The sequence below is a fragment of the Ornithinimicrobium cavernae genome (assembly GCF_003121625.1).
In the GTDB taxonomy this organism is placed as follows: Bacteria; Actinomycetota; Actinomycetes; order Actinomycetales; family Dermatophilaceae; genus Ornithinicoccus; species Ornithinicoccus cavernae.
In genome coordinates this window covers 118,311-131,259 of the sequence record NZ_QDDJ01000012.1, presented here as the reverse complement: position 1 = coordinate 131,259, position 12,949 = coordinate 118,311, and the positions used below count along the sequence as shown (strand labels likewise).

Genomic DNA, 12,949 nt, shown 5'->3' with positions numbered 1-12,949 from the left:
GCCTCACTTCACGATCGTGTCGATCAGGATGTTGATGGAGTTCATCAGCGACTGTCCCTTGGAGCGGGAGTAGTCGGTGTAGATGATGAGGACCGGGTGCTCCACCCACGGCAGCCTGGTCCGGGCCAGCTGCAGGACGATCTCGGTCGCGTGGGCCATCCGGTTCTGCTCCAGGGCGATGGCCCGCGCCGCGTCCCGCCGGATGACGCGGAGCCCGTTGTGTGCGTCGGACAGCCGCAGACCGGTCTGCTGGTTGGTGATCCAGACAGCGCCCTTGAGGATGAGCCGCCGCAGCAGACCGGGTTTGGTCCGGTCGTCGAGGAACCGCGAGCCGAACACGATCGCCACGTCCTCGTCCTTGGCCCGGCGGACCATCGCCGCGGCGTCCTCCACCCGGTGCTGCCCGTCGGCGTCGAACGTCACGACGTAGGCGGCGTCGGTCGCCTGCAGGACGTAGCTGATGCCGGTCTGCAGTGCCGCGCCCTGCCCGAGGTTGAACGGGTGGGTCACCACGACCGCGCCGGCCGCCCGGGCTGCCACCCCCGACCCGTCGGTGGACGCGTCGTCCACACAGACGACGTGGGGGAAGGTCTCGCGTGCCGCGGTGATGACGTCAGCGATGACCGTCGCCTCGTTGTAGAGCGGGATCACGAGCCAGGCGTCCTCGATCGGACCGGTGTCCGGTGGCGTTAGGCTCATGCCTGGCATTGTCTCCCACACCACAGGAGGACACGGTGGCGACGCGCATCGTCGACAGCGCAGAGGTCTCGCAGGACGCCACCGTCGGGGACGGCACCGCGGTCTGGCACCTGGCCCAGGTCCGTGAGGGCGCCGTCCTCGGAGCGGGCTGCATCATCGGCCGCGGTGCCTACATCGGCGCCGGGGTGCGCCTCGGCGACCACTGCAAGGTGCAGAACTACGCCCTCGTCTACGAGCCCGCCGTGCTGGCCGACGGGGTGTTCATCGGCCCCGCCGTGGTGCTCACCAACGACACCTTCCCGCGGGCCATCAACGCGGACGGCAGCCTCAAGAGCGCGGACGACTGGGAGCCGGTCGGCGTCACCATCGGCCGCGGGGCCTCGGTCGGGGCCCGGGCGGTCTGCGTGGCGCCGGTGACGATCGGCGCCTGGGCCACGGTCGCCGCCGGCGCCGTGGTCACCAGGGACGTGCCGGACCACGCCCTGGTCGCCGGCGTCCCCGCGCGGCGGATCGGGTGGGTCGGCGAGGCCGGACACCCGTTGCGCGACGATGGGGACGGACGGTGGACCTGCCCGGTGAGCGGCACGGCATACGAGGAGTCCGAGCAGACCCTGCGGAAGGTGGAGCAATGAGTGAACTGGCCATGATCCCGGCGGCCAAGCCGATCATCGGTGACGAGGAGCGCGAGGCGGTCGACCGGGTGATGCGCTCGGGGATGGTCGCCCAGGGGCCCGAGGTCGCGGCCTTCGAGCGGGAGTTCGCCGACGAGCTGGTGGGCGGACGGACGTGCGTGGCCGTCAACTCGGGCACCTCGGGCCTGCACCTGGGCCTGCTGGCCGCGGGCGTCGGGCCGGGGGACGAGGTCATCGTGCCGTCGTTCACCTTTGCCGCGACCGCCAACTCGGTCGCCCTCACCGGCGCGACCCCGGTGTTCGCCGACATCGAGCCGGACACCTTCAACCTGTCCCCCGAGAGCGTGCGGGCCGCCATCACGGACAACACGGCAGCGATCATGCCGGTCCACCTCTACGGGCACCCGGCCGACCTGACCTCACTGGGGGAGATCGCCGACGAGGCGGGCGTGCAGCTGTTCGAGGACGCCGCCCAGGCCCACGGCGCGCAGTATGCCGGCAGACCGGTCGGGAGCTTCGGCACCTTCGCCATGTTCAGTCTCTATCCCACCAAGAACATGACCTCGGGGGAGGGCGGCATGGTCGCCTGCGAGGACGAGGAGATGGCTCGCGGGATCCGGCTGCTGCGCAACCAGGGCATGGAGCAGCAGTACGCCAACGAGATCGTCGGGCTGAACAACCGGATGACCGACATCCACGCCGCCATCGGGCGCGTGCAGCTCACCAAGGTCGGGGCCTGGACCGCGCAGCGGCAGGAGAACGCCGCGTGGCTGGACGCCAACCTGGAGGGCGTCGTCGTGCCACCGGTGCGCGAGGGCTGCACCCACGTCTACCACCAGTACACGATCCGTCTCGACGGTGCGAGCGCCGCGGAACGGGACCGGGTGGTCACCGCCCTGCGTGAGGAGCACCGGGTGGGATGCGGTGTCTACTACCCGACGCCCAACCACGAGCTGGTCTCGCTGCACCGGTTCGCGCCGGCCCACGAGCTGCCGGAGACAGCCCGGGCCGCTGCCGAGGTGATCAGCCTGCCGGTGCACCCCTCGCTGTCCCCGGAGGACCTGGAGCGGATCGCCGCCGGGGTCGCTGCGGCCGTGCGGGCGGGCGCCTGATGAGCCGCCCGGACGGGGCCGCGCTGCCCGAGGGGAAGACCATCCGGATGGGCCTGATCGGTCTCGGGGCGATGGGCCGCCACCACGCCCGGGTCATCCGGGAGGTCGACGGCATGGACCTGGTCGCCGTCGCCGACGCCCAGGGGGACAAGCACGGCGTCGCCGGTGACCTCGAGGTGCTGCCGGACGTCGGGGCGCTGATCGGCGCGGGCATCGACGCGGCGATGGTGGCCGTGCCGACCTACCTGCACGAGCGGGTCGCCCTCGAGCTCGCCGCCGCCGGGGTGCACGCGATGATCGAGAAGCCGATCGCCGCGACCGTCGAGGAGGGGGAGCGGGTGGCCCGGGCGTTCGAGGACGCCGGCCTGGTCGGCTGCGTCGGCTACGTCGAGCGCTGCAACCCCGCCCTGCTGGAGATGCGGCACCGCATCGAGGCCGGCGAGCTGGGCAGCGTCTACCAGATCACCACGTCCCGCCAGGGGCCCTTCCCGGCCCGCATCGCCGACGTGGGGGTGGTCAAGGACCTGGCCACGCACGACGTCGACCTGACCTCCTGGATCGCCCAGTCGCCCTACGCGATGATCAGTGCCCAGGTGGCCCACCGGTCCGGCCGCGAGCACGAGGACATGGTGGTGGCCTCCGGTCGGCTGGCGAACGGCATCATCGTCAACCATGTCGTCAACTGGCTCTCCCCGCTCAAGGTCCGGGAGACGGTCGCGACGGGTGAGAAGGGCTCGTTCATCGCCAACACCCTGTCCGGTGACCTGACCTTCGTGGCCAACGGCGACGTCCGCTCCGACTGGGAGCGGGTCGCGGTCTTCCGCGGCGTGTCCGAGGGCGACTCGATCCGCTATGCCATCGCCAAGCGCGAGCCGCTGCGGGTGGAGCAGGAGAACTTCCGGGACCGGTTGTGGGGGAGGGCCTCGGAGGCGGTGAGCATGTCGGAGGGTGTGCACGCGCTGAAGGTCGTCGAGGCGGTGCTCGAGTCCGCGGCGACGGGCACCACCGTCGCACTGTGACGGCCCGCCGGTCGCTCCGCGTGGTGCTCGCCTCCCGGATCTTTGCACCGGAGGCGGCGGCTGCGACCTTCCGGCTGACGGAGGTCGTGCGCGCCCTCGTCGCGCGCGGGGCCAGTGTCCGGGTGCTCACGAGCACCCCGCCACCGGGGCTGACCGCCCAGGATGCCGCCGACGCGCCGGGCGCCGAGGTCCGCCGGTCGCCCGTGATGCGGGACGCCAGCGGCTACGTCCGGGGCTACGTGCCGTACCTGTCCTTCGACGTGCCCCTCGTGCTGCGGCTCCTGAGGACCCGGCGTCCCGACGTCGTGCTCGTCGAGCCCCCACCCACCACGGGCGCCGTCGTGCGGGTCGTGACCGGTCTGCGCTCGCTGGCCGGGCGCCGGGTCCCCTACGTCTACTACGCCGCCGACGTGTGGTCCGACGCCTCGGCGTCGGTGGGCGCACCGCGCGTGGTGGTGAGCCTCCTGCGGACCGTCGAGCGGTTCGCCCTGCGCGGCGCAGGTCAGGTGCTCGCCGTGTCCGACGGCGTGGCCGACCGGGTCCGCGAGCTGGGTGCCGACCCGGTGACCGTGGTGCGCAACGGGATCGACACCGGGCTCTTCACCCCGGACGGACCGGTCCCACCGGATGCACCGCGCGAGCCGTTCCTCGTCTATGCCGGCACCGCGTCCGAGTGGCAGGGTGCCGAGGTCTTCGCCGAGGCGATGCGCGAGGTGGTGGCCCGGGTGCCGGGCGCCCGGCTGGTGTTCCTGGGGCAGGGCAGCTCCTGGCCCGCGCTGCAGCGGATCGCGGCGCAGCTGCCGGCGGGCACGATCGAGCTGCGTCCGCTGGTGCCGCCCGAGCAGGCGGCCGCCTGGCAGCGCGCCGCGGCCGGGGCCGTCGTCTCGATCAGGCCGGGGCTCGGCTACGACTTCGCCTACCCCACCAAGGTGCTCGCGGCCCTGGCGTGCGGCACCCCCGTGGTCTATGCCGGCCCGGGGCCCGCGGCAGCCGACCTGCGCGACAACAGGCTGGGTGAGGCCGTGGAGTATGCCGTGGGGCCGGTGGCCGACGCGATGGCCCGGGTGCTCGCCGCCCACCCGTCGCCGGACGAGGAGCGGCGCCGGCGCGCCGCGTGGGTGCTGGAGCACCGGTCCCTGGCGCGGACCGGAGCCGAGGCCGCCGGTGCGGTGCTCGCCGCCGCCGACTGACGGCATACGCGTCCCGTCCTGCCACCGCACGGTTCTTATCCGCTGGTCAGAACCGTGGGTCGTGGTCTCGATGCATTCCTTGATCGTCGGTGGTGGCGCGCTCCTGGCCCGCGCGCTAGAAGCTCAGGCCCCGGGGCACGGGGCGTCAGGGCGTGCAAGCCCAGCGGTCCCCGCTGGCAGCGCCAACCCACCGGCCGCCTAGCAGCCGAGAATCCTCGGACCTCCATCCGGGGAGGATGTCAAGGCATACTTCATCCATGTTCGGGTCCCGACGCCGCAGGCAGCGTGAGATGGAGCGGCGCCTGCGCGAGCTGGACTGGCTGGACCAGACCTACGGGATGGGCGCCTACGGTCAGCCACCGCCGCCGCGCCGGAGGTCCTCGCCGGCCTCCGGGGTCGTCTCCCTGGTGGTCGTGGCCGCGGTGACCGTCTCGGCGGTCTTCGCGATCCAGCCCCAGATCTTTCCCGACCGCGTGCACGACCTCCTCGGCACGACACCCGAGCGGCTCCTGCCTGCTCGGGACATCCCCAGCGGACCCGGTGACTACAGCTTCATGGCGACCCAGGCCGACACCGGCGAGCCGGTCGGCTACAACCCTTGTGAGGTGATCGAGGTCGCGATCAACCCCGACGGGGCGCCCGGTGACCACCAGGAGCTGGTGGAGACCGCCATCGCCCGCACGAGCGAGGCGACCGGCCTGCAGTTCGAGCTGGTCGGCACCACCGAGGACCGTGAGTTCGAGTCGATGAGCATGGACGACCCCGTGCTGGTCATGTGGGCCGACGAGACCGAGGCGCCGGACCTGGAGGGGGACATCGCCGGTGTCGGTGGCAGCTACCGCGTCTCGGCTTATGGGGGAGGCCGGGAGCGCTATGTCACCGGCTTCGTCATCCTTGACCGCGACGCCTACGAGGACATGCGGTCCGGTGACATCAGACAGGCCATCGTGGACCACGAGTTCGGCCACCTCGTCGGGCTCGGCCACGTCGACGACCCGCGCCAGCTGATGCACGAGCGGGGCGGCTTCGCCACCAGCTACGGCGACGGTGACCTCGCCGGGCTCGCCGAGCTCGGAGCCATCGGGTGCCGGTAGGCAGCGACAGCGGGTAGCCGTGCCGGGCGCAGGGCACGTCACGCGGCCCGCGGCCGAGGCCCTCCGACGCGGCACTGCCGGGCACACTGGGGGCCCGCAGGAGATGGTTGCTTGGATAGGGGTATGACGAGCGCGACCTGGGACCCGGGCCAGTACCTTCGCTACGCGGACGAGCGCGGCCGCCCCTTCGTCGACCTCGTCGCCCGCATCCCCGGTGAGGCGACCAGCGTGGTCGACCTGGGCTGCGGGCCGGGACAGTTGACCCCCGTCCTGCGCCAGCGCTGGCCGGAGGCGCACATCACGGGGCTGGACTCGTCGGCGGAGATGATCGCCCGGGCACAGGCGGAGAACACCGACCCGCTGACCACCTATGACGTCGTCGATGCGGCGCAGTGGACGCCGGAGCGGCCCGTCGACGTGCTGGTGTCCAACGCGATGCTGCAGTGGATCCCCGACCATGCCGACCTGCTGCTGCCGTGGACCCGGCACATCGCACCCGGCGGTGCCCTCGCCTTCCAGGTCCCGGGCAACTTCGACGCGCCCAGCCACCGGCTCCTGTGGGAGACCGCCGCGCGCCCGGCCTACTCCCGCTTCACCGCAGCCCTCGGTCCCCGGGCGGGCGTCCTCGAGCCGGCCGACTACCTGGCGCTGCTGACCCGACCGGGCTGGCAGGTCGAGGCGTGGGAGACGACCTACCTGCACGTGCTGCAGGGGGAGGACCCCGTGTTCGAGTGGATCTCGGGGACGGGTGCCCGACCGGTGCTGCAGGCGCTGCCCGCCGGTGTGCGCGAGGAGTTCGTGGCGGACTACCGGGCGGAGCTCCGGGCGGCCTACCCGCGGCAGGAGCTGGGCACCGTGCTGCCGTTCCGGCGAATCTTCGTGGTGGCACACCGCTCCGGTTTGTAGACTCGTGACCACGGACGGGAGGCGACGTGGCGGACCTGGTGAGTGACTACGCACTCGGGATGCCGGGTGCCTGGCCCGACGAGCCGTGGGAGGGCGACCGGGTCGCCAAGGTGGGCCCGGATGGCGCCGGCAAGATCTTCGCCTTCCTCGGTCACGCCACCGTCGGCGTGAAGTGCGGGACCCGCGAGGAGGCCGATGAGTGGCTCGAGCGCTACCCCGATGACGCGAGCGTGATGGCCTACCTCGGCCGGTCCGGCTGGAACACGCTGCGCCGCGGCGGGGCGATCGGGGACGACGAGCTGTGTGAGGCGATCGCGGACAGCTACGCCATGGTCGTGGCCAAGCTCCCCCAGAAGCACCGACCGGAGGGATGGGACCAGTGAGTATGCCGAGCAGCGGGGGCGTCTTCCCCGACCGGGGCGGCGGTGGGCGGCCGAGCGACGGGCAGGGTCATCCCGGGTCGACGGAGGAGTCCGCGCACGTCGAGTCCGTCGCCGAGGCCGAGGAACGACTCCGCCGTTCGCAGGCGCAGGACGCCCGGCCACGCATGAACATCCAGCAGATCCACTCCTGGGTGGACCTGGAGATCGAGCAGGCCCTGCGCCGCGGTGACTTCGACAACCTGCCGGGGGCGGGCAAGCCGCTGAGGAACCTCGACCAGAACGACCCCGACTGGTGGGTCAAGGGGCTGATCGAGCGGGAGAAGCTGGACCTGAGCTCGGCGCTGCCCACGGTCCTGGCGCTGCGGCAGGAGCGGCGCGGGTTCCCGGAGTCGCTCGCCGGGATCGCCGACGAGGTCGCGGTCCGTGAGCGGTTGGAGGACTACAACGCCCGGGTGATCGAGGACCGTCGCAAGCCGGTGGTCGGGCCGAACCCGCCAGCGATCGCGGGCCGCGTGGACGTCGACGAGATGGTGGTGCGGTGGCGGGAGCTGCGGGCTGACCGCGAGCGCCGGGTCGTCGAGGTGCCGTCCGAGACGGTCCACCATGACGCCACGCCGGAGCTGTCCGGGGCAGCCGACCTGGGCGAGAGCCCGCGGCAGAAGGCGTGGGTGCGGGCCCTGGCTCTGACCCTCGTGGTCTGCCTGGTCGCCATGCTGGTGTGGACCGCCCTGTGACGGACGGTGCGAGGGCGCCGGGACAGGCGGAGCGCGCGCGACGAGCGCCCGCGTCCTGCAGGGCGGGCGCTCATCGGACCTGGCCTCAGTGGGAGGCGTAGACCTCCTGGGCGAAGTGACTGATCCGGCTGTCGTCGAGCTGGCGTGTCACGTCCGACTCGCTGATCATGCCGACCAGTCGGTGGTCCCTCATGACCGGCAGGCGCTTGACCTGGTGCTCCTGCATCACGGCGAGCGCGTCGTCCACGTCGCTGTCGGCGTCGATCCAGTAGATCGTGCCCTGGGCCAGGGAGCCGGCCGTCATCGTGCTGCAGTCGCCGTCCTCGGCCAGACAGCGCACGACGATGTCGCGATCCGTGATCATGCCGTGCAGCTTGTCGTCCTTGCCGCAGATCGGCAGTGACCCGACGTCCAGGTCACGCATCATCTTCCCGGCCTCGAGCAGGGACTGGTCCTCCTTGATGCACTCGGCACCGGAGCTCATCACGTCCTGTGCTTTCATCTTCTCGATGCACCTCCTTGGGTGGGTGTGGGCACCCTCCAGCATCCTCCGCGTCGGGCGGATGCGCCACCGGCGGAGCGGACCGCGACCCGACGAGCGTCACGATGACCGGACCTCGGCCATTAGGCTGGGACGGCCCGGCAGGGACGGAGGGGCCGGCGCCGGCACACGGCATACGACTGACTGACCGAGAGAGACGAGGAGCAGATGCTCGCCCTGTTCCGCACGGTCCGCGAGCTCCTGACGGTCCTCCCCGCGGGGACCCGACGGTTCTTCCTGACCTTTGCGGTGCTGCAGAGCATGCTCGCGATGCTGGACGTCGCCGCCCTGGGTCTGCTGGCCGTCGTGCTGGCCCCGATGCTCGCGCAGAGCGCCGCGACGATCCCCGTGCTCGGCGCCGTCCTGGACGAGCCCCACGAGTTCGCCGTCGTGCTGCTGCTCGTCGGTGGGCTGATCATCGGCAAGTCGGTGTTCGCCATCGGACTGCAGTGGTGGGCGACGCGACGGTTCGCGCGGTTCGAGCAGACCCTGGGCGCCCAGCTGCTGGAGGGCACGTTCCGGGCACCGTGGGCCGAGCGGTTGCAGCGCAACTCCACCGACATCGCCCGCTCCACCGACGTCGGCGTGGGCGCGACCGTCTCAGGCGTGCTCATCCCGTTCGCCCAGCTGTCCGGCGAGGTCTTCACCTTCCTGGCCGTCCTGGTCGTGCTGGTGGTCGCCCAACCGGTCCTGGCGCTGGCCACCATCATCTACTTCGGCGTCGTCGCCGTGATCCTGTTCTCGGTGGTGCACAAGCGGGCGGTGCGGGCCGGCGAGGAGAACCGCGAGTCGTCGCGGCGGGCGGTCCGGCTGGTCAGCGAGATGGTCCACTCGCTCAAGGAGATCACGCTGCGGGACAAGTCCCACGAGGTCGCCGAGATCGTGCTCCGGGTCCGTGGCCGTGCCTCACGGGCGCGGGCCAACCAGAGCTTCCTCGGGGTGATCCCGCGCTACGTCCTGGAGGCCGGTCTCATCGGCGGCCTGGCCCTCGGCGCCGTGATCGGCTACCTCCAGGCCCAGGCCGCGGGGGACCCCGACCCGGTCAACGGTGCGTTGGCCGCGGTGGCGCTGTTCGGCGTCGCCGGTTTCCGCCTCGTGCCCTCGCTCACCAGGTTCCAGACCATCATGGGTCAGACCGGGGCCAACCTGCCCTACGCGCAGGAGGTGATCGGGGAGATCGAGCGTGGCCGGACGTATGCCGAGGCGGACCGGCAGCTGGGCCGCGAACCACTGCCGGACGACGCCCGGACGCTGCGGCTGGAGAACGTGTCCTTCACCTACCCGGGCGCGGGGGTGCCGGCCGTCCTCGACGTGAGCCTCGAGCTCCCCTTCGGGGAGACCCTCGCTCTGGTCGGTGCCTCGGGGTCCGGGAAGTCGACGCTGGTCGACCTGGTGCTGGGGCTCCTGGAGCCACAGCGCGGCCAGATCCTGGTGGACGACTACCCCCTGACCGACGTGATGCGCGCCTGGCAGAGCCGGGTCGGCTACGTGCCGCAGGAGGTCTCGCTCTTCGACGCCTCGGTGGCCCGCAACGTCGCGCTCAGCTGGAAGGACGAGGACGTCGACGAGGAGCGGGTCCGCCGTGCCCTGGCCAGGGCGCAGCTGCTGGATGTCATCGAGGCCCGGCCCGACGGCATACACGGCAGGGTCGGGGAGCGCGGTCTGAGCCTCTCCGGCGGGCAGCGCCAACGCCTCGGCGTGGCCCGTGCCCTCTACAACGAGCCCCTCGTCCTGGTCATGGACGAGGCCACGTCCGCGCTGGACACCTCGACCGAGGCAGCCGTCACCAACGCGATCCGGGAGCTGCAGGGAGAGGTCTCGGTCATCGTCGTGGCCCACCGGCTGGCCACGATCCGCCACAGCAACCAGGTCTGCTTCATGCGCGACGGTCGGATGGTCGCCACCGGCACCTTCGACGAGGTGGTTGCGGCCGAACCCGACTTCGCCGCCCAGGCCGCGCTCGCCGGGCTGCACAGCACGGAGGGCGACCAGGTCACCGAGCCCGCAGCCCCGGTGGGGGAGGAACCGTGAGCATCCCGCAGCTGCCCCGCCTCGACGGCCGCGCACCACGCGTCGTCTCCCTCGTCTACAACGACGCCAGCACCGACTCCCGCGTCCTGAAGACCACCGCGACCCTGCGGGCGGCCGGCGCCGACGCCCGCATCGTCGCCTCGGCGCGCGACCTGGCCGGACACCCCGCGGGCACCGGTCAGGTCGGCGACCTGGAGGTGCACCGCGCCCCGGACCTCAACCTCACCCGGATGCTGCCGGGCCTCACCCGTGCCTGGCGGCGGTTCCGTGGCAAGGACCTGAGAGAGCAGGCCACGGCACCCAGCGCGGTGCCCCTGCCACAGGCACAGACACCGCCGGCTGCGACCGGCCGCAGGGAGAGCGAGACCGCACCGACCGTGCCCTCGGGGCGCGACCGGCTCGTCGCCCGGGCCGCGGACGTCTGGATGCGCACCTACCAGACCGCTCGTCTCGGCTACTGGTGGCTCGGTGCGGTCCGCGAGGGGCGCAGCCTGGAGCCGGACGTGGTGCACGCCAACGACGCCAACGCGCTCGTCCCCGCCGTGCTGATCACGCTCGGCACGCCGGGCCGCGTCGTCTACGACTCGCACGAGCTGTGGCGGCGCCGCAACATCCGTCAGGACCGCTGGCTGGCGCCGGCTGTCGAGGCTCTGATCGAGTCTGTCGGGGTCCGTGTCGCCGCGGGGGTCATCACCGTGTCCCCGTCGATCGCCGAGTGGCTACAGCGCACCTACTCGCTCACGGTCCGGCCCACGCTGGTCCGCAACATCCCGACGGCACGTGCCCTGCCCGACCCTGCGGGCGGGCGGCTGCGTGAGCTGGCCGGGCTGGCGGCGCAGGACAAGGTCGTCTCCTACGTCGGGGGCATCACCACCGGCCGCGGGCTCGAGGAGACGGTCGACGCCATGGCCCTCCTGCCCCCGGACACCCACCTGGTGCTGCTCGGCTACGGCGACGAGCGCTACATCGCCGGCCTGCTCGAGCGGGCCCGCGGCGCCGGTGTCAGCGATCGGGTGCACCTGGCCGGCAGCGTGCCGTCGCCGCAGGTGCCGCAGACCCTCGCCGACGCCGACGTCGCGGTCGTCTATGTCCGACCGATCTGCCTGTCCTACCGCTACTCCCTGCCCAACAAGCTCTTCGAGTCGATCCACGCCGGGCTCCCGATCGTCGCCGCCGACCTGCCGGACACCTCGGCGATCGTCCGTCACTACGGCGTGGGTGAGGTCTTCGACGCCACCACCCCGGCCGAGCTCGCGGCGGCGATCGAGCAGGTCCTGGCCGACCCCACGACCTACCGCGCGGCGGCCCGCGAGGCTGCCGCCGAGCTCACGTGGGAGCACGAGGCGGCCGACCTGGTCGGTCTATACACCCGCGTCCTGGAGGGCCGCCGTGGCTGACCGGCCCACCCTGCTCATCATGTCGTTCAGCCCGTTGGTCTCGGACGCGCGCGTGCTGCGGCAGATCCGTCTCTTCGAGCGGGAGTATGCCGTCACGACGCTGGGCTACGGACCCTCGCCCGAGGGGGTGGTCGAGCACCTCCGGCTGCCGGATGAGGCGGTCAGCTGGCACAAGGACCGCAGGCTGCTCCTGCTCCGGCGCTACGAGGCGGCCTACCGGACGTCGCCGGTGGTCGCCGCCGCAACGGCGCTGCTGGAGGGACACACGGGGCGCTACGACGTGGTGCTCGCCGACGATATCGACACCGTGCCGCTCGCGCTCGACCTCGCCCCGCGCGGGGGAGTCCACGCCGACCTGCACGAGTACCACCCTCGGCAGAACGAGGAGCTGCGGCGGTGGCGGCTGTTCGTAGCCCCCTACTTCCGCTGGCTGGTGCGCACCTATGGTGTCCGCGCCGACTCGGTGACAACCGTCGGGCAGGGCATCGCCGCGGAGTACCACCGGGTGTTCGGGCTGGACTGCGGTGTGGTGATGAACGCCCCGCACCGCCGGGAGCTGGAGCCGACGCCGGTCGCGTGGCCGCCCAGGCTGGTCCACGCCGGGAACGGGGTGGCGACCCGGCTCGACGTGATGCTCGAGGCGATGGGCCAGGTCAGGAACGGGGCAACGCTGGACCTCTACCTGATCGACCAGGGCGACGGCTACGTCCCGGGTCTGCGCGAGCGGTTCGCCACCGACCCGGCGGTCACGATCCACGACCCCGTGCCGACGGACCAGATCGTCGCGACCCTCAGTGCCTACGACGTGGGGGTCTACTCACTGCCGCCGATCTCGTTCAACTTCCGCTGGGCCCTGCCCAACAAGTTCTTCGACTTCGTGCAGGCGCGGCTCGCCCTGATGATCGGTCCGAGCCCGGAGATGGCGTCGCTGGTGGAGGAGCACGACCTGGGTGTCGTCGCTCAGGACTTCACGCCGGAGGCGTTCGCCGCAGCCATCAACGCGCTGACTCCGGAGGGTGTGGCCGCAGCCAAGGCCGCCAGTGACCGCGCGGCGAGCGTGCTGTGCGCCGAGGAGCAGGTGCACGGCTGGGCCGAGCCGGTCGCGGCCCTGGCCGAGCGTGCCCGGGCGACACGCTGAGGGAGCCATCCCCCTGGCCCGAGGCGTGACGCGGGCCCGCCCAGTGCTCAGGTGGGTTGTGCAGGAACGCACC

The 12,949-nt window shown here is 72.1% G+C and carries 13 protein-coding genes; 11 read left to right on the top strand and 2 right to left on the bottom strand.

Annotated elements, in window-relative coordinates; translation table 11 throughout:
* Positions 1-3: 3 nt before the first annotated feature.
* A complete protein-coding gene (locus DA085_RS14715) occupies positions 4-708 on the bottom strand; it encodes a glycosyltransferase family 2 protein (protein WP_419866513.1) in 705 nt (234 codons plus the stop codon).
* 26 nt (positions 709-734) lie between these two features.
* Between DA085_RS14715 and DA085_RS14710 the strand changes: the two genes are divergently transcribed.
* From DA085_RS14710 to DA085_RS14675, 8 genes are all read left to right on the top strand, one after another.
* The gene (locus DA085_RS14710) at positions 735-1,331 is read left to right on the top strand and encodes an acyltransferase (protein ID WP_109473724.1); all 597 of its coding nucleotides are present in this window, start codon (positions 735-737) and stop codon (positions 1,329-1,331) included.
* Positions 1,328-2,443, top strand: coding sequence for a DegT/DnrJ/EryC1/StrS family aminotransferase (locus DA085_RS14705; RefSeq protein WP_109473723.1), 1,116 nt, complete (start codon positions 1,328-1,330; stop codon positions 2,441-2,443). Before DA085_RS14710 ends, DA085_RS14705 begins: the two co-directional genes overlap by 4 nt.
* Entirely contained in the window at positions 2,443-3,462 is a 1,020-nt protein-coding gene (locus tag DA085_RS14700; protein ID WP_109473722.1) for a Gfo/Idh/MocA family protein, read from the top strand. Before DA085_RS14705 ends, DA085_RS14700 begins: the two co-directional genes overlap by 1 nt.
* Positions 3,459-4,652: a glycosyltransferase family 4 protein gene (locus tag DA085_RS14695; protein WP_109473721.1), complete on the top strand. Its 1,194-nt coding sequence runs from the start codon at positions 3,459-3,461 to the stop codon at positions 4,650-4,652. The genes DA085_RS14700 and DA085_RS14695 overlap by 4 nt, the downstream gene beginning before the upstream one ends.
* A gap of 257 nt (positions 4,653-4,909) precedes the next feature.
* Entirely contained in the window at positions 4,910-5,746 is an 837-nt protein-coding gene (locus DA085_RS14690) for a zinc metalloprotease (RefSeq protein WP_109473720.1), read from the top strand.
* 123 nt (positions 5,747-5,869) lie between these two features.
* Positions 5,870-6,652 (top strand): methyltransferase domain-containing protein, encoded by a 783-nt coding sequence (locus DA085_RS14685; protein ID WP_109473719.1) that lies wholly within the window; start codon positions 5,870-5,872, stop codon positions 6,650-6,652.
* Between the two features lie 26 nt (positions 6,653-6,678).
* Positions 6,679-7,035: an MmcQ/YjbR family DNA-binding protein gene (locus DA085_RS14680; protein ID WP_237565539.1), complete on the top strand. Its 357-nt coding sequence runs from the start codon at positions 6,679-6,681 to the stop codon at positions 7,033-7,035.
* 2 nt (positions 7,036-7,037) lie between these two features.
* Positions 7,038-7,769 carry a DnaJ family domain-containing protein gene (locus DA085_RS14675; protein ID WP_237565548.1) on the top strand — a complete coding sequence of 244 codons (732 nt, stop codon included), beginning with the start codon at positions 7,038-7,040 and terminating at the stop codon, positions 7,767-7,769.
* Positions 7,770-7,854: 85 nt separating this feature from the next.
* Here the strand turns inward: DA085_RS14675 and DA085_RS14670 are convergent, their stop codons facing one another.
* Positions 7,855-8,271, bottom strand: a complete 417-nt coding sequence (locus DA085_RS14670; RefSeq protein ID WP_109473718.1) for a CBS domain-containing protein — start codon at positions 8,269-8,271, stop codon at positions 7,855-7,857.
* Between the two features lie 207 nt (positions 8,272-8,478).
* Here DA085_RS14670 and DA085_RS14665 point away from each other — a divergent pair, with 207 nt between their 5' ends.
* Genes DA085_RS14665 through DA085_RS14655 form a run of 3 tightly spaced genes read left to right on the top strand, consistent with a single transcriptional unit; the run spans position 8,479 to position 12,876 of the window.
* Positions 8,479-10,341, top strand: coding sequence for an ABC transporter ATP-binding protein (locus tag DA085_RS14665; protein WP_109473717.1), 1,863 nt, complete (start codon positions 8,479-8,481; stop codon positions 10,339-10,341).
* Complete coding sequence (locus DA085_RS14660; protein ID WP_109473716.1) at positions 10,338-11,738, top strand: glycosyltransferase; 1,401 nt, start codon at positions 10,338-10,340, stop codon at positions 11,736-11,738. Before DA085_RS14665 ends, DA085_RS14660 begins: the two co-directional genes overlap by 4 nt.
* Positions 11,731-12,876, top strand: a complete 1,146-nt coding sequence (locus tag DA085_RS14655) for a glycosyltransferase family protein (RefSeq protein ID WP_202619256.1) — start codon at positions 11,731-11,733, stop codon at positions 12,874-12,876. Before DA085_RS14660 ends, DA085_RS14655 begins: the two co-directional genes overlap by 8 nt.
* The last annotated feature ends 73 nt before the right edge of the window (positions 12,877-12,949 follow it).

What these genes read in the sequence shown, in the direction of transcription:
- DA085_RS14715 (WP_419866513.1), bottom strand. Translation starts at nt 708, where the DNA reads ATGCCAGGCATGAGCCTAACGCCACCGGACACCGGTCCGATCGAGGAC.
- DA085_RS14705 (WP_109473723.1), top strand. Translation starts at nt 1,328, where the DNA reads ATGAGTGAACTGGCCATGATCCCGGCGGCCAAGCCGATCATCGGTGAC.
- DA085_RS14700 (WP_109473722.1), top strand. Translation starts at nt 2,443, where the DNA reads ATGAGCCGCCCGGACGGGGCCGCGCTGCCCGAGGGGAAGACCATCCGG.
- DA085_RS14690 (WP_109473720.1), top strand. Translation starts at nt 4,910, where the DNA reads ATGTTCGGGTCCCGACGCCGCAGGCAGCGTGAGATGGAGCGGCGCCTG.
- DA085_RS14685 (WP_109473719.1), top strand. Translation starts at nt 5,870, where the DNA reads ATGACGAGCGCGACCTGGGACCCGGGCCAGTACCTTCGCTACGCGGAC.
- DA085_RS14675 (WP_237565548.1), top strand. Translation starts at nt 7,038, where the DNA reads ATGCCGAGCAGCGGGGGCGTCTTCCCCGACCGGGGCGGCGGTGGGCGG.
- DA085_RS14670 (WP_109473718.1), bottom strand. Translation starts at nt 8,271, where the DNA reads ATGAAAGCACAGGACGTGATGAGCTCCGGTGCCGAGTGCATCAAGGAG.
- DA085_RS14665 (WP_109473717.1), top strand. Translation starts at nt 8,479, where the DNA reads ATGCTCGCCCTGTTCCGCACGGTCCGCGAGCTCCTGACGGTCCTCCCC.